The sequence below is a fragment of the Streptomyces sp. NPDC050211 genome, assembly GCF_040656035.1.
Lineage (GTDB): Bacteria > Actinomycetota > Actinomycetes > Streptomycetales > Streptomycetaceae > Streptomyces.
In genome coordinates this window covers 59,120-83,362 of the sequence record NZ_JBFALC010000015.1, presented here as the reverse complement: position 1 = coordinate 83,362, position 24,243 = coordinate 59,120, and the positions used below count along the sequence as shown (strand labels likewise).

The 24,243-nt window shown below is 71.2% G+C and carries 29 protein-coding genes; 18 read left to right on the top strand and 11 right to left on the bottom strand.

What is annotated here, in order from left to right:
- Window positions 1–52 precede the first annotated feature (52 nt).
- Entirely contained in the window at window positions 53–271 is a 219-nt protein-coding gene (locus AB0I98_RS18225) for a hypothetical protein (RefSeq protein WP_362942428.1), read from the top strand.
- 215 nt (window positions 272–486) lie between these two features.
- Here AB0I98_RS18225 and AB0I98_RS18220 read toward each other — a convergent pair whose 3' ends face one another.
- Window positions 487–1,449: an SDR family NAD(P)-dependent oxidoreductase gene (locus tag AB0I98_RS18220; RefSeq protein ID WP_362942425.1), complete on the bottom strand. Its 963-nt coding sequence runs from the start codon at window positions 1,447–1,449 to the stop codon at window positions 487–489.
- A 286-nt stretch (window positions 1,450–1,735) separates the two neighbouring features.
- On the bottom strand, window positions 1,736–2,770 hold the full coding sequence (locus AB0I98_RS18215; protein ID WP_362942422.1) for a PHP domain-containing protein: 1,035 nt from the start codon (window positions 2,768–2,770) through the stop codon (window positions 1,736–1,738).
- Window positions 2,771–2,888: 118 nt separating this feature from the next.
- Between AB0I98_RS18215 and AB0I98_RS18210 the strand changes: the two genes are divergently transcribed.
- Together AB0I98_RS18210 and AB0I98_RS18205 are read left to right on the top strand one after the other, a co-directional pair.
- Window positions 2,889–3,125: a hypothetical protein gene (locus AB0I98_RS18210; RefSeq protein WP_362942419.1), complete on the top strand. Its 237-nt coding sequence runs from the start codon at window positions 2,889–2,891 to the stop codon at window positions 3,123–3,125.
- Window positions 3,126–3,217: 92 nt separating this feature from the next.
- Window positions 3,218–4,078 (top strand): DUF1963 domain-containing protein, encoded by an 861-nt coding sequence (locus tag AB0I98_RS18205; protein WP_362942416.1) that lies wholly within the window; start codon window positions 3,218–3,220, stop codon window positions 4,076–4,078.
- An 18-nt stretch (window positions 4,079–4,096) separates the two neighbouring features.
- Here the strand turns inward: AB0I98_RS18205 and AB0I98_RS18200 are convergent, their stop codons facing one another.
- From AB0I98_RS18200 to AB0I98_RS18190, 3 genes are all read right to left on the bottom strand, one after another.
- A complete protein-coding gene (locus tag AB0I98_RS18200) occupies window positions 4,097–5,326 on the bottom strand; it encodes a GNAT family N-acetyltransferase (protein WP_362942413.1) in 1,230 nt (409 codons plus the stop codon).
- A 141-nt stretch (window positions 5,327–5,467) separates the two neighbouring features.
- Window positions 5,468–6,316, bottom strand: coding sequence for a glycoside hydrolase family 16 protein (locus AB0I98_RS18195; RefSeq protein WP_362942410.1), 849 nt, complete (start codon window positions 6,314–6,316; stop codon window positions 5,468–5,470).
- Window positions 6,317–6,483: 167 nt separating this feature from the next.
- Window positions 6,484–7,059 (bottom strand): VanZ family protein, encoded by a 576-nt coding sequence (locus AB0I98_RS18190; RefSeq protein WP_362942598.1) that lies wholly within the window; start codon window positions 7,057–7,059, stop codon window positions 6,484–6,486.
- A 395-nt stretch (window positions 7,060–7,454) separates the two neighbouring features.
- Here AB0I98_RS18190 and AB0I98_RS18185 point away from each other — a divergent pair, with 395 nt between their 5' ends.
- The 6 genes from AB0I98_RS18185 to AB0I98_RS18160 are packed head-to-tail and all read left to right on the top strand — an operon-like array spanning window position 7,455 to window position 11,168.
- On the top strand, window positions 7,455–7,637 hold the full coding sequence (locus AB0I98_RS18185; protein ID WP_301986386.1) for a hypothetical protein: 183 nt from the start codon (window positions 7,455–7,457) through the stop codon (window positions 7,635–7,637).
- Window positions 7,634–8,086, top strand: a complete 453-nt coding sequence (locus AB0I98_RS18180; RefSeq protein WP_362942407.1) for an MrpF/PhaF family protein — start codon at window positions 7,634–7,636, stop codon at window positions 8,084–8,086. Before AB0I98_RS18185 ends, AB0I98_RS18180 begins: the two co-directional genes overlap by 4 nt.
- The gene (locus tag AB0I98_RS18175) at window positions 8,079–8,330 is read left to right on the top strand and encodes a hydrogenase subunit MbhD domain-containing protein (protein ID WP_362942404.1); all 252 of its coding nucleotides are present in this window, start codon (window positions 8,079–8,081) and stop codon (window positions 8,328–8,330) included. Before AB0I98_RS18180 ends, AB0I98_RS18175 begins: the two co-directional genes overlap by 8 nt.
- Entirely contained in the window at window positions 8,327–9,064 is a 738-nt protein-coding gene (locus AB0I98_RS18170) for an MnhB domain-containing protein (RefSeq protein ID WP_362942401.1), read from the top strand. The genes AB0I98_RS18175 and AB0I98_RS18170 overlap by 4 nt, the downstream gene beginning before the upstream one ends.
- Window positions 9,064–9,411, top strand: coding sequence for a cation:proton antiporter subunit C (locus tag AB0I98_RS18165; RefSeq protein ID WP_362942398.1), 348 nt, complete (start codon window positions 9,064–9,066; stop codon window positions 9,409–9,411). The genes AB0I98_RS18170 and AB0I98_RS18165 overlap by 1 nt, the downstream gene beginning before the upstream one ends.
- Window positions 9,411–11,168, top strand: a complete 1,758-nt coding sequence (locus AB0I98_RS18160; protein WP_362942395.1) for a complex I subunit 5 family protein — start codon at window positions 9,411–9,413, stop codon at window positions 11,166–11,168. Before AB0I98_RS18165 ends, AB0I98_RS18160 begins: the two co-directional genes overlap by 1 nt.
- On the opposite strand, the gene AB0I98_RS18155 is transcribed toward AB0I98_RS18160, so the two are convergent.
- Window positions 11,169–11,849, bottom strand: a complete 681-nt coding sequence (locus AB0I98_RS18155) for a DUF4230 domain-containing protein (protein ID WP_362942392.1) — start codon at window positions 11,847–11,849, stop codon at window positions 11,169–11,171.
- A gap of 210 nt (window positions 11,850–12,059) precedes the next feature.
- Here AB0I98_RS18155 and AB0I98_RS18150 point away from each other — a divergent pair, with 210 nt between their 5' ends.
- Window positions 12,060–13,013: a ribose-phosphate pyrophosphokinase gene (locus AB0I98_RS18150; protein WP_362942389.1), complete on the top strand. Its 954-nt coding sequence runs from the start codon at window positions 12,060–12,062 to the stop codon at window positions 13,011–13,013.
- A gap of 27 nt (window positions 13,014–13,040) precedes the next feature.
- Here AB0I98_RS18150 and AB0I98_RS18145 read toward each other — a convergent pair whose 3' ends face one another.
- A complete protein-coding gene (locus tag AB0I98_RS18145) occupies window positions 13,041–13,421 on the bottom strand; it encodes an anti-sigma factor antagonist (protein ID WP_362942387.1) in 381 nt (126 codons plus the stop codon).
- A gap of 122 nt (window positions 13,422–13,543) precedes the next feature.
- Window positions 13,544–13,981 (bottom strand): MarR family transcriptional regulator, encoded by a 438-nt coding sequence (locus tag AB0I98_RS18140; RefSeq protein ID WP_362942384.1) that lies wholly within the window; start codon window positions 13,979–13,981, stop codon window positions 13,544–13,546.
- 116 nt (window positions 13,982–14,097) lie between these two features.
- On the opposite strand from AB0I98_RS18140, the gene AB0I98_RS18135 reads away from it, so the two are divergent.
- Window positions 14,098–15,552, top strand: coding sequence for an aldehyde dehydrogenase family protein (locus AB0I98_RS18135; protein WP_362942381.1), 1,455 nt, complete (start codon window positions 14,098–14,100; stop codon window positions 15,550–15,552).
- 25 nt (window positions 15,553–15,577) lie between these two features.
- Complete coding sequence (locus AB0I98_RS18130; RefSeq protein WP_362942378.1) at window positions 15,578–16,684, top strand: NAD(P)-dependent alcohol dehydrogenase; 1,107 nt, start codon at window positions 15,578–15,580, stop codon at window positions 16,682–16,684.
- 6 nt (window positions 16,685–16,690) lie between these two features.
- Here the strand turns inward: AB0I98_RS18130 and AB0I98_RS18125 are convergent, their stop codons facing one another.
- Window positions 16,691–17,641, bottom strand: a complete 951-nt coding sequence (locus AB0I98_RS18125) for an NADP-dependent oxidoreductase (protein ID WP_362942375.1) — start codon at window positions 17,639–17,641, stop codon at window positions 16,691–16,693.
- A 71-nt stretch (window positions 17,642–17,712) separates the two neighbouring features.
- On the opposite strand from AB0I98_RS18125, the gene AB0I98_RS18120 reads away from it, so the two are divergent.
- The gene (locus tag AB0I98_RS18120; protein WP_362942372.1) at window positions 17,713–18,660 is read left to right on the top strand and encodes a helix-turn-helix domain-containing protein; all 948 of its coding nucleotides are present in this window, start codon (window positions 17,713–17,715) and stop codon (window positions 18,658–18,660) included.
- 21 nt (window positions 18,661–18,681) lie between these two features.
- Here AB0I98_RS18120 and AB0I98_RS18115 read toward each other — a convergent pair whose 3' ends face one another.
- On the bottom strand, window positions 18,682–19,245 hold the full coding sequence (locus tag AB0I98_RS18115) for a TetR/AcrR family transcriptional regulator (protein ID WP_362942369.1): 564 nt from the start codon (window positions 19,243–19,245) through the stop codon (window positions 18,682–18,684).
- Window positions 19,242–19,604 (bottom strand): DUF1304 domain-containing protein, encoded by a 363-nt coding sequence (locus tag AB0I98_RS18110; RefSeq protein WP_362942366.1) that lies wholly within the window; start codon window positions 19,602–19,604, stop codon window positions 19,242–19,244. The genes AB0I98_RS18115 and AB0I98_RS18110 overlap by 4 nt, the downstream gene beginning before the upstream one ends.
- Before the next feature lie 254 nt (window positions 19,605–19,858).
- On the opposite strand from AB0I98_RS18110, the gene AB0I98_RS18105 reads away from it, so the two are divergent.
- From AB0I98_RS18105 to AB0I98_RS18085, 5 genes are read left to right on the top strand one after another with little or no spacing between them, the layout of a single operon-like run.
- Window positions 19,859–21,577, top strand: coding sequence for an ATP-binding protein (locus tag AB0I98_RS18105; protein ID WP_362942363.1), 1,719 nt, complete (start codon window positions 19,859–19,861; stop codon window positions 21,575–21,577).
- Between the two features lie 5 nt (window positions 21,578–21,582).
- Entirely contained in the window at window positions 21,583–21,993 is a 411-nt protein-coding gene (locus AB0I98_RS18100) for a roadblock/LC7 domain-containing protein (RefSeq protein ID WP_015655861.1), read from the top strand.
- On the top strand, window positions 21,990–22,361 hold the full coding sequence (locus tag AB0I98_RS18095; protein WP_362942360.1) for a DUF742 domain-containing protein: 372 nt from the start codon (window positions 21,990–21,992) through the stop codon (window positions 22,359–22,361). Before AB0I98_RS18100 ends, AB0I98_RS18095 begins: the two co-directional genes overlap by 4 nt.
- Complete coding sequence (locus tag AB0I98_RS18090; protein WP_328436645.1) at window positions 22,342–22,947, top strand: ATP/GTP-binding protein; 606 nt, start codon at window positions 22,342–22,344, stop codon at window positions 22,945–22,947. Before AB0I98_RS18095 ends, AB0I98_RS18090 begins: the two co-directional genes overlap by 20 nt.
- Complete coding sequence (locus AB0I98_RS18085) at window positions 22,944–24,191, top strand: cytochrome P450 (RefSeq protein ID WP_362942358.1); 1,248 nt, start codon at window positions 22,944–22,946, stop codon at window positions 24,189–24,191. The genes AB0I98_RS18090 and AB0I98_RS18085 overlap by 4 nt, the downstream gene beginning before the upstream one ends.
- Window positions 24,192–24,243: the final 52 nt, after the last annotated feature.

Here is a 24,243-nt window from a genome sequence, read left to right as displayed (position 1 = left end):
GTGACCGGCGGAGGTACTCGGGAGCGCTCGGACCACGCGAAGGGAGGGCGCCATGGCCGACGACCGACGCGAAGGTCCCGTACCGCGGGATCCGCAGGACCAGCAGGCCGACACGGGCGACGACCCGTGGGAGGTGCCGCCCGAGGACACGACCGCCGACACCGACGAGGCTCTGCCCGACACCGACGAGGCGGGCACCGGCCGCCAGGGCTCCCCGCAGTCGGCCGGCGTCCACCCGGAACAGCCGGTACCGGACGAGCCCTCCGGGTGACCCGCGACGGGCCCTGTGCACATTCCGCGCGGGCCGCACTCGGCGTGAGCCAGTCAGGTGACCCGCGGGCCCTAAGCGGCCCTGGTCGGCTGCGGTTCGGCAGCGCCCCGAAGGGGCGCGGGGCTGTGTCACTATGCGGCTCCGCCGCGCGGGCGCGACCAGCCACAACGAACCCGCAGACGAACGACGGCCCATCACGGCACCCCGCGGAGCGCTTACGCCGCGAACGGGTTCACGCCGGTCAGCTTCACCGACAGTTCCCACAGCCGCGCCGCCTCCTCGGGGTCCCGTGCCCAGTCCTTGACGCCCGCGAACTCGCCGTCGGCCGGAGCGGGCTCGGCGATGTCGCAGTCCTCCAGATACACGCCGCCCATGCCGGCCAGCTGGGGCGAGGTCGCCGCCCACACCTGGGTGGCCGCGCCCTGCTCCGGTGTCTTGAAGTCCTCGGGGTTCAGCGGATTGCCGGCCTCGTCGATCCAGCCGCGCTCGACCATCTCCTGTTTTGGCAGATGGCGCTGGAGCGGCGTGAGGATGCCGCCCGGGTGCAGCGAGAAGGCCCGTACGCCGCGCTCCCGGCCGAGCCGGTCGAGGTGCACCGCGAACAGGACGTTCGCCGTCTTGGCCTGTCCGTATGCCAGCCACTTGTCGTAGCCGTCGTGCCAGTGGGGGTCGTCCCAGCGGATCCCGGAGTAGTGGTGGCCGCGCGACGAGACCGAGACGACGCGGGCGCCGCCCGGCTCGATGGCCGGCCACAGCCGGCCCACCAGGGCGAAGTGGCCGAGGTGGTTGGTGGCGAACTGCGCCTCCCAGCCGGGACCGACCCGGGTCTCCGGGCAAGCCATGATCCCGGCGCTGTCGATGACGAAGTCGATCGTGCGGCCGGAGGCGAGGAACCGCTCGGCGAAGCCGCGCACGCTGTCCAGGTCGCCGAGGTCCATCTCGTCCACCTCGACGCCGTCGACACCGGCGAGGGCCTCCCGCGCGGCGGCCGGGCGGCGGGCGGGTACGACGACCCGGGCGCCGGCCTTGGTGAGCGCGCGGGTCGTCTCCAAGCCGAGGCCCGAGTAGCCGCCGGTGACGATCGCGAGCTTCCCGGTCAGGTCGATGCCCTGGAGGACGTCGTCCGCGGTGCTCGTGGCACCGAAACCCGAGCCGATCTTGTGCTGTGCAGTGTTCATGCCTTGAACGCTACGAATTGGAGTGCTCTCGAAGTCAAGGCGAGCGCACTGCGGAACGAACCTGGGCAAAAGGAAAGCCCCGACCGGACGGGGGAATCACGGTCGGGGCGGCCAAAGGGTGGGCACGGATGGCGGTCGCCTCTCGGCGAAAGGCTCCACAGGGCTTCAGCCGAACGATCGTCCCTGTGGGCAAAAGGTGAGGCCCGGGGACACTGTCCCATCCGCACCCACGGTCTGTTCAACGGGGAACTACCTTGGGGTGTTCCGGTGCCCGCGGTGATCTGGGTCACCCGGGCAGCCGACGCTCCCGCGCCCAGGTCAGCAGGTCGTCCACCGGCCAGGTGGTGACCACCCGTTCCGCGGGCACCCCGCACTCCTCGGCCCGTGCGCAGCCGAGGATCTGCCAGTCCAGCTGGCCCGGTGCGTGCGCGTCGGTGTCGATCGAGAACAGCACGTCCGCCTCCACGGCCCGGCGCAGCAGCCGCCGCGGCGGGTCGAGCCGCTCCGGACGACTGTTGATCTCCAGCGCCGTACCCGTCTCGGCGCACGCGGCGAACACCTCGTCCGCGTCGAACCGCGATTCCGGCCGTGGGTCGCTGCTACCCCGCCCGATGATCAGCCGTCCCGTGCAGTGCCCGAGGATGTCCGACAGCGGATTGCGTACGGCGGCCACCATGCGGCGCGTCATCGCGCGGGCGTCCATCCGGAGCTTGGAGTGCACCGACACCACCACGACGTCGAGCCGCTCCAGCAGCTCCGGCTCCTGGTCCAGCGAGCCGTCCTCGAGGATGTCGCACTCGATGCCGGTGAGCAGCTGGAACGGCGCCCACTGCTCGTTCAGCTCCGCCACCACGTCCAACTGGGCGCGCAATCGGTCGGCGGACAGGCCGCGAGCCACGGTCAGCCGGGGTGAGTGATCGGTCAGGACCGCCCACTCATGCCCGAGCCGTGCCGCGGTCCGGCCCATCTCCCTGATCGAACTGCCGCCGTCCGACCAGTCGGAGTGCAGATGGCAGTCACCGCGCAGCAGCGCCCGCAGCCGTTCACCGCCCTCGCCCTGCGGACCTCCGGCCTCGTCCTCCAGCTTCCGCAGATATCCGGGCACGCCGCCGGCCAGCGCGTCCCGCACCACCTGCGCCGTCTTGGGGCCGACCCCCTTGAGCTTCTCCAGCGACCCACCGTCCGCCCGCGCACGCACCTCGTCCTCGGAAAGCTGGGACAGCACCTCGGCGGCGGTGCGGAAGGCGCGTACGCGGTACGTCGGCGCAAGGGACCGCTCCAGTAGGAAGGCGATCCGTTCCAGGGCCTCCACGGGATCCATCGCCACCTCCTCCTCCAGGGTTGCCCAGTGCCGCAGGGAACGCGACCGGTCGTTTCGCCCCGCTTCAAGGGCGGCTCATATGGTTCGCGATGGCCGGATCCGCTCTACGCTCTATTGCATGACCGAAGCAGCGAGCCCCTATATCTCCCACCCACGGATCATGGTGCTCGGGGTACAGCCGGGCACGCCGCCGTTCCGCATCGTGGAGATCGACGGACAGGTGGTCGGTGAGGCGAAGACCGTCACCGACGTACTCCAGGCAGCCGCCGCCTGGGGGATCACGGTTCACGACCTGGACGACCCGGACGTGGTCCGCTGGGTGGGCGGCGACAAGTTCACCTGGCGCATGCACTAGAAGCGCGACCTCGTGGGCGCCCGCCGCGGTAGGCCGCGGTTGGGAGGCACCCGCGCCACGCCTGTGTCAGTGCCTCCCTCTACGGTTTGCCCATGACTCCTGAGACGCGTGACCGGTTACGTCCCTTCCGTGACGAGGCGATCGCGCGGGGCATCCCCGCCGGCGACGTAGAGCGATGGCTGGCCACCGCCCGCCCTTGCGCGACGCTGACACGGGACGGGGAGGGGCCGGTCGTGGGCCACTTCGGCGGTCCGCTCCTGCTTCCGGCCGACACCCCGGACCCCGCCCACCCCTTCGTCGCCTCCCTCGACCTCGCGGCCCTGCCCGCCCACGCGACGGACCTGCCCCTGCCTCCCGACGGCCGCCTGCTGCTGTTCGCCTTCCCCGAGACCGCCGACGATCCCGAGACCATGGGCAGCGTGGTGTACGTCCCCGCAGGCTCGGCCGTGGTGGAACGGGACAGACACGCCTGGAACTCCTTCGACATCGACGACGACGAGGCGATGTTCGAGGCGTTCCCGCAGGGCCCACTGCGGGCGACGCCCCAGGTGTCGCTGCCCCACCACCACGCGGTCGAATTCCTCGACAAGCCGGGGAGCGGTCCGCTTCCGGGGCATCCCCGCTCCGAGGAACTCGCCGCGGTCTGGAAGAGCCTCCGTGACGACATCGCCCCCGAGGGGCCGCTGCAGATCGGGGGATACGCCGATGAAGAGGCGATCTACACCGACCCGCTCGCCGTTGCCGTGACCAGGGCCGTGGAAGCGGCGGAAGCGGGCCGGTGGGACGGACCGGTTTCGGGCGACGTCTCGGACTGGGTCCTCCTGGCCGACTGGCAGACCGGCATGGACGTGCCGGGCTGGGAGAGCGCCACGGTCCACTGGGTGATCCAGCGCGAGGACCTGACCGCACGGCACTTCGACCGCGCGTTCACCTCGGTCTTCTGGAATCCCTGAACAAGATCAATCTCACCGTCAGAACCAGTGCAGGCAGTGCGGGGAGCGCTCGGTGCGGAAGAGCGCGTCAGCGAGGGTGGCTGCACCTGGGCGGTGGGCCCGGATGTGTCCGGCACGGACGAGCGTGCTCGGGGCGGTGCCGCCGAGGTAGACGGAGCCCAGGTCGCTGATGTCCAGGGACAGGTCGGGCCTCCGGTCCGTGGGGACGCAGTCGGCCTTGCCGTCCCGGACGGTCAGCAGGTAGCGGTCGTGTTCGCCGAGGAACGGGTCGTCGATGTCGAGGACGAGCTCGCCGTCCATGAACCAGCCGCGCGCGGTCAGCGCACGCGGGACGTCCAGCAGCCGCACCCAGAGCCAGTCCATGTCGCCGCTCACCTCGCCGGCGCGGAAGTCCGCGAGCTGCCAACGCAGCTGGTGATCGGGCGGGACGTGCTGGAACACGATCTGAGAGACCAGGTCGTGACCGAGTACGAACCGGGCCAGGGCCGTGAAGACGGCGTCGTCGGTGGTGATGGTCTCGTCGACCGTCAGGGTGCCGGACTCGACCGCGTAGCTGGCGTACCCGTCCGGGACGCCGTCGGGGTCCCGGTGGACAGCGACGTGGCGCGGCGCCGGCGAGATCGGGGGCTGCCCCGCGCGCAAGGCCCACCAGCGGTGCGGCCGGGACAGCGCGCCGGGCTGGGCGCGGCGATAGCGGTCGTAGACCTCTTCCAGAATCTCGCCGCACTCGGCCCGACGCAGCACCTCGACCGAGCCGTTGTCCGAGCCGGTCGCCGGTTCCTGGGCCACTCCGCCCGCCCGGGGAACGGCGAGGGCGGCCTTGTGGCGCGGTACCTTCAGCCGCGCCGTGTAGGTCGCCGGTCCGTAGCCGAACCTGCCGTAGATCGGTGCCTCAGAGGCCAGCAGCACGGAAAGGCACTCCCCGCGGTCCCGAAGCTCGGCGAGCTGATGCCGCATCATCGCGCTGAGCACGCCCTGGCGCCGGTGCGAGGGCAGGACGCCGACGGCGGTCACCCCGGGGGCCGGGACGAGGGTCTCACCGGGCAGAGTGAGCTCGAACGAGTGCGTGGCGGCGGTGCCGACGGGCCGCCCGTCCGCCGTCAGGGCGAGCAGGCAGCGGTCCGTCTCGAGCGCCGACCACCAGAGCCCGCCGCCCTCGACCGGCGTTTCCGGGAAGCGCCCGAACGCGGCATGGACTGTGTCGACGAAGACGTCGAGATCCTTGTCGGTCGTGGTACGGATCTCCATTGCCGCTGCCTCCCGGGATACCGGCACCACGACTCGTGATGTCTGGCCACAGTGCAGCGTCGACCCGTGGCGAAGGCAAGCGAATTACGGCCGCGCCCCGAAGGGGCGCGGAGCCGCATATCGGCACAGCCGGCGGAGCGCTCAGTCGCCCGTGGTCACCGAGACGTGGTCCACCACCAACTGCTGTGGGAAGACCGTGGAGCCGTCCGGGTCGCCGGGCCAGTAGCCGCCGACCGCGAGGTTGAGGATGAGGAAGAACGGCTTGTTGAAGACCCAGGCGTTGCCGCCGAGGTCGGCGGGTGTGCGCCGCTGGTAGACGGTGCCGTCCACCGACCAGGTGATGGAGTCGGGTGCCCAGTCGACGGCGAAGGTGTGGAAGTCGTCGGCGAAGGCCTGACCGCTCGGCAGTGAGTAGGCCGCGCCTATGCCGCCAGAGCCGGAGTAGCCGGGTCCGTGGATGGTGCCGTGCACGGTGGAGGGCTCGAAGCCGACGTTCTCCATGACGTCGATCTCGCCCGAGGCGGGCCAGCCGACCTGCCCGAGATCGTTGCCCAGCATCCAGAACGCGGGCCACATGCCCTGCCCGCGCGGCACCTTGATCCGTGCCTCGACATGCCCGTACTGGGCCGTGAACTTGCCGGCGGTGTTGAGCCGTGCCGACGTGTACTCGCAGGTGCCGTACCAGCACTGGTAGTTGGCCGGGTTCTCACGGCGGGCCGTGATCACCAGATGCCCCTGGCCGTCCAGGGCCGCGTTGTTGGTGCCCGAGGTGTAGTACTGCCGCTCGTGGTTGTTGACGTTGTCGCCGGTCTCGAGCTGCCACTTCGAGGAGTCGACGCCCGCGCCGGCGGGCCCGTCGAAGGTGTCGGAGAACGTCACGGCTCGGACGTCGGCGGGTTCCGCCCCGGCGGGGGCGACGGTGGCGGACGCGACCAGTCCGGCGGACAGGGCGGTGAGGAGGCAGATGCGGAGTGAACGTGGGGCGACCACGGCTGTCCCTTCCGTACGGCGTCCCGGCGTACGGGTGCGCCGACCGAGGTGGGGGGTAAGGGTGTCGCCTCTTGATTTAAGGAGTGAGATAACAGGGCGTCAATACCTTGGTATGGACCAAAAATTGCCCGGCGCGGCACCGTGTCGTTCCGGTGTCGCGCCGGCGGCTAGGAGCGACGCTCCCGGGCGTGCACGGCACGGCTCATACGCCGCCCCAGGAGGAAGTAACCGATCAGCGCGCCCGTGGTGTTGAGGATGACGTCGTCGATGTCGAAGGCGCGCCCGGCGACCATCAGGCCCTGCACCAGCTCCACCAGCAGCATCACGCTCGCGGTCAGCAGGAGGATGCGCAGCGGCCCGCGGGTGCGCGGGGCGACGACGGGGGCCAGGATGCCGAACGGGATGCCGAGCAGCAGGTTGCCGCCGATCTGCTTCACGGCGTCACGTAGCTCCGGCTGGTCGAGATAGGCCTTGAGGGAGCGGCCCGGCCGCAGGTTGGTGTGCGTCAGCGCCTCCGACGCGGGGGAGGGCTGCAGGGTCAGCCGGGCGAGCATGACCGCGAACGCCACCATGAGCACGAACGCGCACAGCACCGCCAGCAGCCGCGCGAGGAGGCGAAGAGGATCGCGTCCCCGAGGGGCGGACCGCGGCGCCGGCTTGGACTTCGGGGCCTGTTGGGTTTTTGGAGCCTGCTTGGTCTTCGCGGCCCCGGCCGCCTTGGATGCCCGCTTGAGCTTGGGAATCCAGGCCGCCTTGGGGCCGCGCTTGGACGGGGACGGCTCCTCGGGCTTCGGCTCCCGCTTCGTCTTGGACGCCCGCTTCCCCTTGGGTACCCCCACGGACGCGGACGTGGCTGAGCGGAGCCGTAACCCGGCACGGGATCGTGAGGCTGTACGGGCCATGCGGTCCTCCAGTCTTCAACTTCCCCTTGTCGTAGGGCGGTTACCCGCGAACCGGCCGAAGATGCCGCCGCGCGATCCCGGGCCGCCGGTTTCCCCGCGTGCTGCAGGGGCACTCCGGGCGGAGACCCGCGCGCCGTCACAGCGCATGGCGGACACGGTGCTTGGATGGCGCGAAAGCGGCGTAACCGGACGTATCGCCGCGTCGGTCGGCGGTCGAAGCTCGGGAGGTGTGGCGCATGAACCGGCGTACGACACTTCTCGCCACCGCCGAGATCCTGGCGTGGTGGGCGGCGCTCTCCGTGCTGTGGCTGGTCCTCGTCAGCACCGTGGACGCCCTGGAACTCGCTGTCGGCGCGGGCGCCGCGGCGGTGGCCGCCCTCGCCGCACGAGCCGCGCGCAGGGCGGTGGCAGGACGGTGAACGGCTGGATGTCGGCGGCGGCCGTCGTCCTCGCGGGCGGCGTCGGAGCCACCCTCTGGGGCGTCGCCACCGGACCGCTGCGGCGCGCGGTCGTGGCGCAGAACCTGGCCACCGCGTTCGCCTGCCCGGCCCTCCTCCTGCTCTCCCAGGCCTACGACCGCCCGTCCTACGTCGATGTCGCCCTGGTCCTCGCCCTGCTCGGCCCCGTCGGCACGCTGGTCTTCGCCCGGCTGCTCGCCGACGAGCTGACCGCCGATCCGCCGAGAGCCTGGAGCGTGACGTGGGTGGCGGCGGGCGTCGGCGCGGTGGTCGTACTGGTGCTGTGCGTGGCCGTAGGACCGAGCCGCGCCATGGTCAAGCTGCTGGTGACCGGCGCGCTGCTGATCGGCGGGAACGTCGTCGCCTCCCACGCGCTGTCCGGCGGATTCGGTGGAGCCCGCCGTGGCTGACGCGGTCATCGTCATCGCCCTGCTGCTGGTCGCCGCGACCGCGACCATCGCCGTCGCCGTCCGCGACCCGGTGCGCCAGGCCCTCGTGCTGGCCGTCCTCGGTGTCGTCCTCGCCGTCCTGTTCACCGTGCTCCAGGCACCCGACGTGGCCCTGTCGCAGCTCGCCGTCGGATCCGCGCTCACTCCGCTGTTGCTGCTGCTCACCGTCCGCAAGGTCAAACGGCCCAAGGGACGCGACCGATGAGCCCCCGCACCCGACTGTGGCTCGTCCTCGCGGCCGGCGCCGGCCTCGCCGTCCTGCTGGTCGCCGCCTGTCTGGACCTGCCCCGCTTCGGCGGCGACCGGCATCCTTACGGCGACCGTGCCGTGCGCGAGGCGCTCGCCCGGGACGCCGCCAACACCGTGTCGTCCGTCAACTTCGACCAGCGCGCCTTCGACACCCTCGGCGAGATGAGCATCCTGTTCGCGGCCGTCCTGGGCTGCGTCGTGCTGCTGCGCCAGACCCGCGACGAGCACCGCGCCCGCCCCGAGCCCGCCGAAGTCGCCCTCCCCGTACGCCGCTACGCCCTCGTGGTGCTGCCCGTCGCCCTGCTCACCGGCCTGTACGTCATCGCCCACGGGCAGCTCACCCCCGGCGGCGGCTTCCAGGGCGGCGTCGTCGCCGCGACCGCCCTGCACCTGCTCTACCTGGGCGCCGACTACCGCGCCCTGGAGCGTGTCCGTCCGGTGGGCCTGTACGAGGTCGGCGACGCGCTCGCCGTCTCCGCCTACGTCGTCACCGGCCTCGCGGCCCTGATCGGCGGCACGGCCTTCCTGGCGAACACGCTGCCGTACGGCACGTTCAACACACTGTCCTCCGGAGGCACGGTCCCGTTGCTGAACGCGGCCATCGGCATGGAGGTGGCCTGCGCGGTCGTCGTCCTGCTCGCCCGCTTCCTGGACCAGGCCGTCGAGATCGAGGAGGAGAGCGGGAAGTGATGGACGTACTGCCCTACCTGATCGCCATGTGGGTCTTCCTGGCCGGCTGCTACGGCCTGGCCACCAGCCGCAATCTGATCCACGCCGTCGGCTGTCTGACCGTGTGCCAGTCCGCCACCTACGTCCTTCTGCTGGCCGTCGGCTACCGCGACGACGCCACCGCGCCCGTCTTCTCCGACGTACGGCCCGGTGCACGGCCGGTCGTCGACCCCGTCGTCCAGGCGCTGGCCCTGACCGACGTCGTGGTCGGCGCGACCGTCACCGCGCTGCTGCTCGCGCTCGTCGTGCAGATCTCCAAACGGCACGGCACGGTCGACCCCGACGAGCTCTCCGAGCTGCGCGGCTGATGAACGACCTGCTGCCGCTGCTCGTCGCCGTACCCGTCCTCGGCGCCGCGCTGCTGGTCGCGGGCGGACGCCGGCTGCCCCGGGTCGCCGCCGAGTCCGTGGGCTGCGCCGTTTCCGCCGGCACGGCGGGACTCGCGATCGTGCTGCTTCTCAACTCCTCGCCGCCGCACGTCGAATGGGTCGGCGGCTGGCGGCCGAAGGACGGGGTGAGCGTCGGCATCGTGCTGACCGGCGACGGGCCCGGGCTCGGGATGGCCGCGCTCGCCTCGCTGCTGACGCTCGCGGCCCTGGCGTACTCCTGGCACTACTTCGACGAACCGCCGCGCCGCCACGCCGGGTCGTTCCCCGGCCTCATGCTGCTCTTCCAGGCGGGCATGTGCGGCTTCGCCGTCGCGGGCGACCTGTTCAACGCGTTCGTGTTCTTCGAGCTGATGAGCGTGGTCGCGTACGCGCTGACCGGGCACCGGGTCGAGGAGGCGAAGGCCGTGCAGGGCGCGCTGACCTTCGCGGTCGTCACCTCGCTCGGCGCGTACGCGATGCTGATGGGCATCGCGCTGCTGTACGGCCGTACCGGCGAGCTGGCCATGACGCGGATCGGGCGGGGGATCGACGCGCACGGCGGGCCCGACGCGCTGGTGCTCGCCGCGTTCGTCCTCGTGCTGACCGGTCTGCTGGTGAAGGCCGCCGCCGTGCCCTTCCACTTCTGGCTCCCGGACGCGCACGCCGTCGCGCCCACGCCGGTGTGCATGCTGCTGTCGGGCGTCATGGTGGAGCTCGGCGCGTACGGTGTCTGGCGGGTGTACGGCACGGTCTTCGCCGGACCCGGCGGGGTTCCCGCGGCCGACCTGGAGCAGGTCCTGGTGACGCTGGGGGCGGTGACGGCCGTGATCGGCGCCGTCATGTGCTGGTACCAACGGCACATCAAGCGGCTGCTCGCCTACTCGACCGTCGCCCACATGGGGCTGTTCCTCATCGGCATCGGAGTTCTGACGCCCAAGGCGGACGACGGGGTCGCGCTGTACATGCTCGGCCACGCCGGGGTGAAGGCCTCTCTCTTCGCTTGCGCGGGCATCCTGCTCGACCGCTACGGCAGCGTCGACGAACACGCCCTGCACGGACGGGCCCGGCAACTGCGGGGCGTCGCCGTGCTGTTCGCGACGGGGGCCGTGGCCCTAGCCGGCCTGCCGCCCTTCGGTACGGCGTTCGGCAAGGCCGTCACGGAGGAGGCTGTGGGCGGCCCGCTGACCATGCTCTATGTCGCGGCGACCGCGGTGACCGCCGGAGCGGTGCTGCGGGTCGGCGCGAGGGTGTTCCTCGGGCTCGGCCCTCATCCCGAGGACGGCGCCGAGTACGAGACGACCGGCTCCGGCGAGGAGCCGGAGACCGGGCAGCGGCTGAGCCGGGTCCCCGACACGATGACGGCCGTGCCCGCGCTGCTGCTCGCCGGAGCGCTGACCGTCGGCGTGGCCCCCGGATTCGGTGACGTCGTGGCGCACTCCGTGAACGAGGCCGGGTCCGGCGGTGCGCATGTCTCCGTGCACTGGACCCCGGTCGGCGTGCTGCTCGGTCTCCTCTCGACGCTTCTGGCGGCGGGCCTCGCGGCCGTCGCCGTCACCCGTCCCGGGCTGCTCGCCGCACCGGAGTGGGCACTGCCGCTGCGGCGTCTGCAGTCCGGGCACGTCGGCGACTACGTGGCATGGATGCTGGTCGGCGCCGCACTGCTCGCGGCGCTCGCCCTGCCGGGGATCCTCGCCTGATCAGGCGCCGTTCTTCGGCCCCGACCCGTACGAGACCTCCACCTCCTTGAAGCCGAGGGAGTGCAGCAGTCCTTCGAGCATGTCGGTGGTGTTGGACTCGGCGCGCTTGGTCAGCCCGCTGCCCTTGGCGGCGTCGCCGATGTGCCGCGACGCGAGCTTCTGCACGGCCTGTTCGCTGTTCGGGTTGTCGGAGAAGAGGTCGCCGAGCCGGTCGAGCAGACCGCGCTGCTTGGAGACGGCGTAGGAGCGCTCGGGGTCGAGGGCCGGTTCGCCCAGTGCCGCGTGCGGCAGCCGGAGCGTGGCGGACGTACGGTCCTCGTTGACCGTCACGTCCTGCTTGCCGACCTGTCCGAGGTCGACGTAGGCGTCCACGGTGCCCGCGCCGACGTACAGCGTGCGGGTGCCGCGGATCGCGTCGGGAAGGTACTTGGCGTCCTTCTCCAGGTCCACGACGACCTGGAAGTTGCCGGAGGCGGCGTCGTAACGGCTGATGTCCTGAATGGACTCCAGCAGTGCGGGGCCCGAGCGGTCGTGGGTCTCCGTACCGAAGAAGTCCTTCAGGCCCGGGAGCAGACTCAGCCGGATCCCGGCGAACATCACGGCGAGCACCAGTACGACGGCGGTCACCAGCTTCGCCCAGCCGGGCATGCGCCTGGGTAAGCGCTTGATGGAAGTCGTCATGGCGACGGTCCTCCCTTCCTCCCTGACCGAATGCCCTCCAAAATCCGTGTCAGACAGGGTTGTTGGGCAACCACGCCAGTTGACGGAGGCGCGCACCCGCGCACGCGGTACCCAAGGCGCAGTTCTCGGTCCGAGATGCGGTCCGCACCGGGATTTCCGTGGTCAGTAGCATGAGGGCGGCAGCCCGGAATGATCATGCGAGGAGCGGACGTGCGAGACATCGCCGTGTTCAGCGGTAGCGCCCACCCCGAACTGGCGGCGGAGGTCTGCCGGCATCTCGGCGTGCCGCTCAACCCGATCCGGGTCAGCCGGTTCGCCAACGACTGTCTGGAGGTGCAGCTCCAGGCCAACTGCCGTGAGCGGGATGTCTTTCTCGTCCAGCCGCTGGTCACCCCCGTCCAGGAGCACCTGGTCGAGCTGCTGATGATGTGCGACGCGGCCCGTGGCGCGTCCGCCCGCCGGATCACCGTCGTCATGCCGCACTACGCCTACGCCCGCTCCGACAAGAAGGACGCGCCCCGTATCTCCATGGGCGGACGGCTGGTCGCGGACCTGATGGTCGCCGCCGGCGCCAGCCGGGTCCTCGCCATGACGCTCCACTCGCCGCAGGTCCACGGCTTCTTCTCGGTGCCCGTCGACCACCTGCACGCACTGCGCGAGCTGGCCGCGCACTTCCGGCAGTACGACCTGACCCGCACCACCGTCGTCTCACCGGACCTCGGCAACGCCAAGGAGGCGGCGGCCTTCGCCCGGCTGATCGGCGCCGGGGTCGCGGCCGGCGCCAAGCAGCGGTACGCGGACGACCGGGTCAGTATCAGCTCCGTCATCGGCGATGTCGCCGGGCGCGATGTCATCGTGCTGGACGACGAGATCGCCAAGGGCAGCACCGTGCTCGAACTCCTCGACCGGCTGCGGGAGTTGGGGCCGCGGTCGATCAAGGTCGCCTGTACGCACGGCCTGTTCGCGGCCGGTGCGCTCAAGCGGCTCAGCGAGCAGCCCGACGTGGACGAGATCGTATGCACCAACACCGTGCCGGTGCCCGCCGAGGAGCACACGGACAAGCTGCGGATCCTGTCCATCGCCCCCGCCCTCGCCGAGGCCGTGCGCCGCATTCACAACGGTGAGTCGGTCAGCGCCCTGTTCGACGCGCCGCGGAGCGAATAGCGAGGGACGCGGCAGACACGGTCGCCGTCAGACCTGACCGGACGTGGCCTCGGGCTGGCCCAGGGCCGCGTCCAGCGTCGGCGCCGGAGGCAGCAGCCGGGCCAGTCCGGTCACCCGGAGGACGCGCAGCGTCAGCGGATGCGTGCACACGAGATGGAGCTGTCCGTCGCGGTCGTGCACCCTGCTCCTGGCCCGGTAGAGGAGGCGCAGCCCGGAGCAGTCGAAGAACTCGACCCCGCTGAGGTCGAGCACGACCCGGGGGCCTGCTCCGGTGGTCGCCCGGTCGAGGAGCGGGATGATCTCCACGGACGCCGCGATGTCGATCTCGCCGCGAAACTCGAGCACCGTGAAGCCGCGGTCCTGCCGGATACGCAGATACCGCGTGAGAGGTGCGGGTTCCTGCGGCACGACGACGTCGCCTCCAACCGGTTCCCTGGGCGGCAATTCCTTTTCCCGCCCAGCAAGTTACCCCCGATCGAGCGAATCTGCGCAAGTTCGATTGACATATGTCTTCGTGTCGCGCTCCAGCGTTACGACAGCGCGTGCCAGGCCCGGGAGAGCGCTTGCCGGAACTGCTCGGTCTGGTGTGCCGTGAGATCGCGCACCATCCGCTCCTCCAGCTCCCGCACCGGCCCGGCATGCCGCTCGAGCAGCTCCCGGGCGGCGTCGGTCAGCAGGATCAGCAGCTCGCGCCGATTGCGCGGGTTGCGTTCCCGGCGGACCAGGCCGCGGTTCTCCAGGGAGCGGACCAGGTCGGCGATGGACTGGGCGGTGACGAACGAGTCGCGGGCCAGCTGCGCCGCCGACAGTCCGTCGTGTCGCTCCAGGACGGTGAGCGCGGTGTACTGGAGAGCGGTGATCCCGGACGGCTTGACGAGCTCGTCCAGGTGTGAGCGCACGACGAGCTCCACCTGCTTGACCATGTACAGCAGGGACGGGGGTGCCTTGGTTGCCTGGGTGCCGACCATGAGATCGAGCCTAGAGCATTGACAGGAAACCTGTCTGTAAAGAGACTGCGAACCAGACGACGCACCAACAGGAATCCTGTTGGTTGAAATCTTGGCAATGGAGCTGAGGAGTGGCGATGACCACCTTCGAGATCGAACCCGGACGGCTGTTCATCGGGGGGCAGTGGCGCGATGCCGCCGACGGAGCGCGCACCGAGGTGGTCGACCCGTCCCGGGGCACGGTCGTCACCACCGTCGCGGAGGCAGGCGCCGCCGATGTGGACGCCGCCGTACGCGCCGCCCGGGAGGCCTTCGACGAGGGTTCCTGGTCCGGTCTGAGCGGCCGGGAACGGGGCCGGATCCTGCACCGCGTCGCCGAGCTGATCCGTGAGAACGCCGACGAACTCGCCCGGCTCGAGAGCCTCGACGTCGGCAAGCCGATCACCCTGTGCCACGCGGTCGACATCACCAACGCGGCCAACGACTACGAGCACTACGCGGCCCTCGCCCACTCCCTGCACGGCGCCAACCGCGACACCCCCATGAATGCCCTCGCCTACACGCGGCGCGAGCCGCTCGGCGTGGTCGCGGCCATCACGCCCTTCAACTTCCCGCTGATCCTGGCCGGTTCGAAGCTCGGCCCCGCCCTCGCGGCCGGCAACACGGTGGTCCACAAGCCGGCCGACGAGACCCCGCTCAGCGCCCTGTACATGGCCAAGCTGCTCCAGGAGGCGGGCGTCCCGGACGGCGTGGTCAACGTCGTGACCGGCAGCGGCCCGGTGGCCGGCGAGGCACTGCTGCGCCACCCCGGCGTGGACAAGGTCGCCTTCACGGGCTCCACGACCGTCGGCCGGCACGTGGCGAGCGCTGCGGGCGAGGCACTCAAGCCGGTCACCATGGAACTCGGCGGCAACGCGGCCCACATCGTCTTCGAGGACGCCGACCTGGAGAAGGCGGTCGGCGCGGTCATCAAGGCCTTTGTCTTCAACACCGGTCAGTTCTGCATGGGCGGCCCGCGCCTGCTGGTGGCCCGCTCCGTCCACAACACCCTGCTGGGCATCCTCGCCCAGGCCGTCCCCGGCGTCCCGGTGGGCGACCCCCGCGATCCCGAGACCGTCGTCGGGCCGATGGCGGGGCCGAAGCACCTGGCGAAGGTCGAGGAGTACGTCGACCTGGCCCGCAAGGAGGGCGGTCGCATCGTCTGCGGCGGCGAGCGGCTCGACCTGGACGGCGGCTACTACTACAAGCCCACGGTGATCGCCGACCTGCCGAACGACTCCCGCGTCGTCCAGGAGGAGGTCTTCGGCCCGGTCCTCACGGTGCAGCCCTTCGACACCGAGGACGAGGCCGTCGAGCTTGCCAACTCCACGCCGTACGGCCTGGCTTCGGGCATCCAGACCGGCAACCTGGCCCGCGCGCACCGCGTCGCCGACCGGCTCCAGGCCGGCATCGTCTGGGTCAACGACTGGGCGATGCTCGACCCCGCGGTCCCCTTCGGCGGTGTCAAGGACTCCGGGTTCGGCCGCGAGTACGGCCCCGAGGCGCTCACCGCCTACACCAAGGTCAAGTCCGTCGTCGTCTCGCTCGACTGAGCGCCGCCTTCAAGGAGTTCCTGCGATGTCCATCACCACCCGCGCCGCGGTCGTCGAGTCCGGCGGCGCACCCTTCACCCTCTCCGACGTGGTCCTCGACGAGCCCGGCCCGCACGAGGCGCTCGTCCGCATGGTGGCGACCGGTCTGTGTCACACCGACCTCGGCGTCGCGAGCGGCGGACTGCCCTTCCCGCTCCCGGGAGTTCTGGGACACGAGGGGGCCGGGGTCGTCGAGGCCGTCGGTTCCGCCGTCACCGGGGTTGCTCCCGGTGACCACGTCCTGCTGTCCTTCACTTCCTGCGGCGGCTGCCGCAACTGCCGGGGAGGGCACCCCGCGTACTGCGCGACCTGGCTGCCGCTGAACCTCATCGGGGGCCGGCGGGCGGACGGCAGCAGCACCGTGAGCCGGGGCGGCGAACCGCTCGGCGGCCACTTCTTCGGCCAGTCCTCCTTCGCCGAGCGCGCCTTGGCGGACGAGCGCAGCCTCGTCAAGGTCGACGCGGACGTACCGCTGGACTCCATCGCACCCCTGGGCTGCGGTGTGCAGACCGGAGTGGGGGCCGTCTGGAACGTCCTGAAGCCGGTCACCGGCAGCACGGTCGTCGTCCTCGGCGCAGGAGCCGTCGGCCTGTCCGCGGTGATGGCCGCCGCCCTGACTCCGGCCACCACGATCATCGCGGTCGACAAGGTCGGCGAACGACTGTCCCTGGCCAAGGAGTTGGGCGCCACTCACACCGTCAACGCCGGCGAGGCCGACCTCGGCGAGGCGATCGCGTCGCTGACGGGGGGCCAGGGCGCCGACGGTATCGTCGAGACCACCGGCAGCGTCGCCGTGCTGCGTCAGGGCGTCGACGCGCTCGCCGCCCGCGGCACCCTGGTGGTCGTCGGCGCCCCGCCGTTCGGCACGGAGGTGTCGCTGGACGTGAACGGGCTGCTCGGGGGCAAGCAGATCGTCGGCCTCACCCTTGGTGACAGCGAGACACAGACCCTCATCCCGGCGCTGGTCCGCATGGTGAAGGAGGGCCGCCTCCCGCTGCACCGCCTGATCAGCACGTACCCGTTCGCCGACATCGACCAGGCGGTGCGCGACATGAGGGCGGGCAAGACGATCAAGCCCGTGCTCACGTTCTGAGCGACGTCAGTCGACCAGCAGGACCAGCTTCCCCGTGGTCCGGCCGGTGTCGCCGAGCCTGTGTGCCTCGGCGGCATCGGCCAGCGGGAAGGTACCGGCGATCACGGGGCGCAGCTTCCCCGCCTCCACCAGCTCCGTGATCGCCTTCAGACCGCTGTACGAGGCGTCCACGAGCATCCGCAGCGACCGGACACCGAGCCGCTCGGCCTCCTCGTGGAAGTCGTCCGAACCCACGGGCAGGATCGACACGACGATCCCGCCCGGGCGCAGCACACGCAGCGAGCGCGTCGAGGTGTCGCCGCCGATCGTGTCCAGGACGACGTCGACGTCCTTCACGGCCTCGGCGAAGTCCGTCTCCCGGTAGTCGACCGCCTCGTCCACGCCGATCCCGCGCAGGAACTCGTGCTTGCCCGCGCTCGCCGTGCCGATCACATACGCGCCCCGCGCCTTGGCGATCTGCACGGCCACGTGCCCGACCCCGCCGGCCGCCGCGTGGATCAGCACCCGCTGCCCGGCCCGCACGTCCGCGTACTCGACGAGTGCCTGCCAGGCGGTCAGGGACACCAGGGGCAGCGCGCCCGCCTGCGTGTGGTCGAGCGAGGCCGGCTTGTGCGCGAACCAGCGCGCCGGGGCGGCGACGTACTCGGCGTGCGAGCCGTGGCCGAAGGGGTACGACAGCATGCCGAAGACCTCGTCGCCGGGCTGGAAGCGGGCGACGCCGATCCCCACCGCCTCGACCGTGCCGGAGACGTCCCAGCCGAGGACGAAGGGCGGCTCGCCCAGGAAACCGCCGGTGGCGCGGTGCTTCCAGTCGGTCGGGTTGATGCCGGCGGCGCGTACCCGGATCAGTACCTCGTTGGTCCGCGGCACGGGCCGCTCGATCTGAACTTCCTTGAGGACCTCGGGACCGCCGAGGACGTCCTGGCTGATGGCTCGCATCGTGTTCACAGTGCTCATGGTCGTCCAGCCTGCCGGGGACCGCCCCTCGGGACAATGGCATGATGGCCACCCTTCGATAGGATCGTGCCATGCGACATGTGGAGCGGGTGGTGGTCCTGGCCCTCGACGGCGTCTATCCCTTCGAACTCGGCATCCCCAGCCGGATCCTCGGTGCGGCGGACGGCCGGTACGAGGTGCTGACCTGCACCGTCGACGGGCGTCCGGTCCGCACCAACGCGGACTTCTCGATCACCGTGGAGCACGGTCCCGAGGTGCTGGCCACCGCCGGCACCGTGATCGTCGCGCCGGTCTCACCGTCCCTCGTGACCGCGGAACTCCCCGACGAGGTGGCGGCGGCACTCGCGCTGATCCGGCCGGAGGCGCGCATCGTCTCCATCTGCACCGGCGCGTTCGTGCTCGCCGCGGCCGGACTGCTCGACGGCCGGACGGCGGCCACGCACTGGCACCTCGCCGACACCTTCCGGCGCATGTTCCCGCACCTCGCGCTCGACCCGGACGTGCTGTTCGTGGACGACGACCGGATCCTCACCTCGGCCGGGGCCGCCTCCGGTGTCGACGTCTGCCTGCATCTCGTGCGCAAGGACCACGGCAGCGAACTGGCCAACACGGTCGCCCGCCGCTGCGTGGTCCCGCCGTTCCGGGACGGCGGCCAGGCGCAGTACATCGAGCAGCCGGTCCCGGAGGCCGGGGCCGCGAGCACCTCCGCCACCCGCGCCTGGGCCCTGGAACACCTCGACGAGCCGCTCACGCTGGCCGACCTCGCCGCCCACGCCCGCATGAGCCTGCGCACCTTCGCCCGCCGCTTCCACGACGAGGTCGGCCTCAGCCCCGGCCGCTGGCTGATCCAGCAGCGCGTCGCCAGAGCCCGGCATCTCCTGGAGGCCAGCGACCTGCCCGTCGACCAGATCGCCGCCCACGTCGGCTTCGCAACCGGAGCCTCCCTACGCCAGCACCTGCACGCCGCGATCGGCGTCTCACCGCAGGCGTACCGGCGGACATTCCAGGCGGCGCACTGATCCGTTGCCGACGCCAGACCTTCATCGGCTGGCGTGCAGGGCGACCAGCAACTGCCAGACCTGGTCGGCGACTTGCTCGGGAGGCCCTTCGAGGAGCCCGTGCAGCCAGTCGGCCAGGACTCCGGCGAAGGTCGCGGAGACCGCGGACGCGACCAGGGGGGCGTCCGCTGCGCCTGCGAGGTGGCGCTCGGTCAGGCTGCGGGCCCGTAGGTCCCGGTGGAGGACGCGGCCGAGCGGGCCGCCGCCGCCCGGGGTCAACAGGGCGCGGTACAGGGCCGCATGCGGGGCGAGGCCTGCGAAGAACTCCAGCAGCGCGGTAGGGGCGTGGACCGGATTGGGGCGGCCCCGCCAGGCGTGCAGCGCATCCACGGCGTCCCGTACGACATCCGCGCAGGCGTCCACGGCCAGCGCCTCCAGGTCGGCGTAGTGGACGTAGAACGTGGCCCGGCCGACACCGGCCCGGCGTACCAGCGCGGCGACCCCGACCTCCGCCAACGGCCGCTCGGCGCACTCCGCGAGCAGCGCCTCGCGCAGCCGCGCCCTGGTGCGGGCGGCCCGGGGATCCTCGGGTGCGCCGCGGGTCACTGCGCGACGAGGACGGCGGCCAGGGCGAGCGCGCCGGGCAGTGCCTGCGCGACCAGGATGCGGATGTTCGCGGTGACCGCGCCGTACACACCCGCGACCACGACGCAGGACAGGAAGAACACCTGCGCCCTGAACCCGGTCGGATCCGCGGCGATCAGCCCCCACACCAGACCGGCCGCGAGAAACCCGTTGTAGAGCCCCTGGTTGGCAGCCATCGGCGCGGTCGCCCGCGCCATCTCACGGTCGAAGCCATGGAAGGACCTGCCTGGCTTCTTCTGCCACAGGAACATCTCCAACACCAGGATGTACGCGTGCAACGCGGCCACCAGTCCGACCAGCACGCTCGCGACAGTCTCCATGCCCCACCTCAATTTTCTGGACGCCTGTTCACTATAGCTGGACGCCTGTCCAGGAAACGCCTGCTGTCGGAGAGTGACGGAATCCTCACTTCCGGGAGGCCGTGAGGTTGATCCTTTCGGGTGAGGACCCGATAAGCTCCCCATCGGCGCTGCGAGTTGACGCGGTCACGATCCGTCGTCTCGCGGTGCGTACTCATGAGTGCGGCGCCCCTGCACACCCCCCCGTTGTTCGACGTGTTGCTCGAAGGATGCAGATGGAACTCGCCACTCCGCCGCCGGCGGCGCGGGCCCCTGTCACCTGGTACAGCTGGTGGCTGATGCCGCTGTCCCTGGGAGGCGGGACGGTTGCCGCCACGTTCATGAGCTCCGAGCGAATAACCGTGGCTGTCGCCGGTGTCGCGGCGACGGCGGCGAGTTCCGTGTGCGTACGCCTGCTGCTCCGCACCCGCGCCCAACTGCGCCGCGCGGAGAGCTCCTTCCGCACCACACAGGCCGAGCACTCTCAGCAGTGGCAGCAGCATGTCGCGGGCCTGGAGCGGAAGTACTCCGCCGAACGCGCCTCCCAGGAGGCGCAGTTCGCGGACCAGGCCGGCGCCTATGAGGCCCGGCTCGGCGAGCTGCGGGACGGCTACGAGGCGCGGCTGGCCGAGCAGGCGGAGGCGTACGAGGCCCGGATCGCGGACCAGATCACGTCGTACGAGGCACAGCTCGCCGACCAGGCCACGGTCTGGCAGGAGCAGCTGGCGCACCAGCTCGCCGCGGTCGCCCGGCTCGCCGACGAGCAACTGCCCGAGTCCCTGGACCGGCTGCGCTCCGGTGAGGCCATCGACGACATCCTGCCGACCGTCGCCCAGTGCGCCAAGGTCGGCGCCGACCTCCAGGCCGAACTGCGCAAGCTGCTGCGGACCGCGCTGATCGGCGTCGAGCGGGAATTCGACCGCTCGACCTCCGCCGAGCACGCCGTGATCAGCATCGGCAACCGCATCCACGTCCTGACCAGCAAACTGCGCGGCCGGCTGCACGAACTGCAGGGCGAGCACGGCAGGTTGCCGGCCGTGGCGCGCGGCCTGATGGAACTCGACCAGGAGATCGGCCCCGCCGACTGCCTCGCCGCCAGCATCGGCGTGCTCGGCGGTTCGGACCGGCCCGGCCGGCAGTGGCAGGAGCCGCAGCGGCTGCTGAGCGTGGTGCGTGGCGGCATCGGCCGGATCAAGGACTTCCACCGCGTCGACGTACGCCATCTGCCCGAACTCGGCGTAGACGGCGGCCTGGTGGACCACCTGACGCTGATCTTCGCGCACCTCCTGGACAACGCGGCCCGCTACTCGCCGCCCACCGAACCCGTCCTCGTCTCCGGCAAGGAGGTCCCGAACGGCGTCGGCATCGAGATCCAGGACTCCGGCAAGGGCCTGAGCGAGGAGAAGAAGCTCGAGGCCGAGCAGGCCCTCACCGGTACCGAGGCCGGTCCGGGCCTCGGCGGTATCTCGGAGGACGCCAACATCGGCCTGCGCGTCGTCGGTGCGCTTGCCCGCCGCTACGGCATCCGTGTCACCTTCGCGGACTCGCCCTGGCTCGGCACCTCGGTGGTCGTCGTGGTCCCGCACAAGTACTTCAGCCCGCTCCCCGCGACCCCGCAGACCCAGGCCCCGGCCGCTCCCACGGCGCAGGCCGCCGTGACCGCACCGGCCCGTGAAGCGGCCCCCGCCGAAGCCGTGGCCGAGCCCGTCGGCGATGACGTCGACACGACGCCGGGCGGGCTGCCCCGGCGTCGGAGCAAGCGAGGCGAGGCGGACCGGCACCAGCCGGCCGAGCGGACCGGGGAGCGTGCCGTCGTCGCCGTACCGCCGGACGCGTCCTTCGCCGGTCTGGCCGCCTTCGCCACCGCCGGACGTGAGCCCGGAGAGCCCGGCCAGGCCGTCGGTTCGGCCGATGGCCGCGAGTCCACCGAGCCCCGCACTGAAGAGAGCGACTAGTCCACATGACGCAACAGGGAACCGACGTGAGCTGGGCGCTCCGCGATCTGGTGGAGTCCATCCCGGAGATCCGCTTCGCCCTCGTGGCCTCCAGTGACGGCAAGGCCATCACCTCCTACGGCGCCGAAGACCCCGACGACGTGGACCGTTTCGCCGCCGTGGTGGCCGGCCTGCAGGCGCTGGCCCAGCCGGTCGCCGAGCAGTTCCCCAAGTACGCGGGGCAGCTGCGGCTGGCGATGATCGAGGTCGACGGCGGTCATCTCTTCGTCGTCCGCGCGGGTGTGGAGACGTATCTCGGAGTCCTGGCCCGCGAGGGCCTCGACCAGGGCCTGCTCGGACACCAGATGAGGGATCTGGCCCGCAGGATGGGAGAGCTCCTCGGCACCACTCCGCGCCTGGAGGAGCACTCTGGATGAGTGCTCCCCGCCGGCCCGCGGACCCCTCCGGTCTCGAGCGCTACTACGTCGTCACCCGGGGACGTAGCGGACCGGGCGGTTCGGCGTCGAGTCTCGACGTGGCGACCCTCATCGTCTCCCTCTCCGCCCCCGTACCGGGCATGCAGCACGAGCACGAGGACATCCTCCGGCGCTGCCGCGATCCGCTGTCGGTGGCCGAACTCGGCGCCCACCTCGGACTGCCGTTCAACATTCTCGCGGTGCTGCTGACGGATCTGCTCGAGGCAGGCCGCGTCGAAGCCCGTGACCCCATCCCGGCGCACGACGCCGGTCGCGGGCCCGACCTCGCGCTCCTTGAGGAGGTACTCAGTGGACTTGAAAGGCTTTGACCATCCCGGCCGGACGGCCGGTGACGGCACCCGCTCGGTGAAGGTGATGATCGCCGGGGGCTTCGGCACCGGGAAGACCACCATGGTCCGCTCGGTCAGCGACATCAAGCCGCTCACCACCGAGGAGACCCTCACCCAGGCCAGCGCCGACGTCGATCACCTCATCGGTGTGGCCGACAAGGCCGAGACCACGGTCAGCCTGGACTTCGGCAAGATCGGCATCAACGACGAGCTGGTCCTGTACCTGTTCGGCACCCCGGGCCAGGAGCGGTTCTGGTTCCTGTGGAACGGCCTGTTCAAGGGCGCGCTCGGCGCGGTCGTCCTGGTGGACACCCGCCGCCTCGCCTCCAGCTTCCGCGCGATCGAGGAGATGGAGCGGCAGGACGTCCCCTTCGTCATCGCGCTGAACGTGTTCCCCGACTCCAAGGACCACCCGGTCGACGAGATCCGGGACGCCCTCGACATCGCCCCGCACATCCCGATCGTGGCCTGCGACGCCCGCGACCGGGCCTCCAGCCGTGACGTACTCGTCGCCCTGATACGTCACTTGAAGGAACGCTCGGCCGTCGCAGGGGAGCCCCGATGAACGACCAGCCCCTGAACGATCCCGACGCGCCCACCGGCTGCCCCGTCGCCCACGGCGACGGCATCACCCGGCTCTACGGCCCCGAGTCCGCGACCGACCCGCACGGCATCTACGCGCGGCTGCGCAAGGAGTACGGTGCCGTCGCGCCGGTCCTGCTGGAGGGCGACGTCCCCGCCTGGCTGGTGCTCGGCTACCGGGAGAACCGGCGGGTGCTGGACAACCCCCTTCAGTTCAGCCGTGATTCACGGATCTGGCGGGACTGGAACGAGGGCCGGATCAGCGCCACCTCCCCGCTCCTCCAGATGGTGGGCTGGCGCCCCGACTGCGTCTCGCAGGACGGCGAGCCGCACCGCAGGCTGCGCGGTGCCGTCACCGACAATCTGCAGGCCGTTTCGGGCCGCGGTATCCGCCGCCATGTCACGCACTTCGCCAACAAGCAGATCGACGCGTTCGCGGGTGAGGGCCGCGCCGATCTGGTGGCCGACTTCGCCGAGTATCTGCCCATGCTGGCGCTCACCCGCGTCCTGGGGCTCGCCCAGGCCGAGGGACGCACGCTCGCCGAGTCCTGCGCCCAGGTCATCAAGGGCGGCGCGGACGCCCTCGAGCACAACGACCGCATCGTGGGCATCCTCACCGAACTCGCCGAGCGCAAGCGCGTGGAGCCGGGCTCCGACTTCACCACCGGCCTCATCGGGCACCACTCCGGTCTCGACGAGGACGAGATCGTCCAGCATCTGCGGCTGGTGCTGATCACCGCGCACACCACCACCAGCAACCTGCTGGCCCGGGTGCTGCAGCTGATCCTCACCGACACCTCCTGGCTCTCCGGGCTGGTGAGTGGCCAGCTCAACATCTCCGGCGTCGTGGAGGAGGTCATGTGGAACACCCCGCCGCTCGCCGTGCTGCCGGGACGCTTCGCCACCGCCGACCTCGAACTCGGCGGCTGCCCCGTCAAGGAGGGCGACCTCCTGCTCCTCGGCCTCGCCGCCGGCAACCTGGACCCCGAGATCAGACCGGACGCCGGCGTCTCCGTCCAGGGCAACCAGTCCCACCTGGCCTTCAGCGGCGGACCCCACGAATGCCCGGGCCAGAACATCGGCCAGGCCATCATCGAAACAGCCGTGGACGTCCTCCTCCACCGACTCCCGGGCCTACGCCTGTCGGTACCGCCGGAGGCCCTCACGTCGACGGCGTCGACGTGGGAGTCGAGGCTGGACAGCTTGCCGGTGGAGTTCGCAGTCTGAGGGGGCTGATAGCGCCCCGAAGGGGCGCGGGGCTGTATCGATTTGCGGCTCC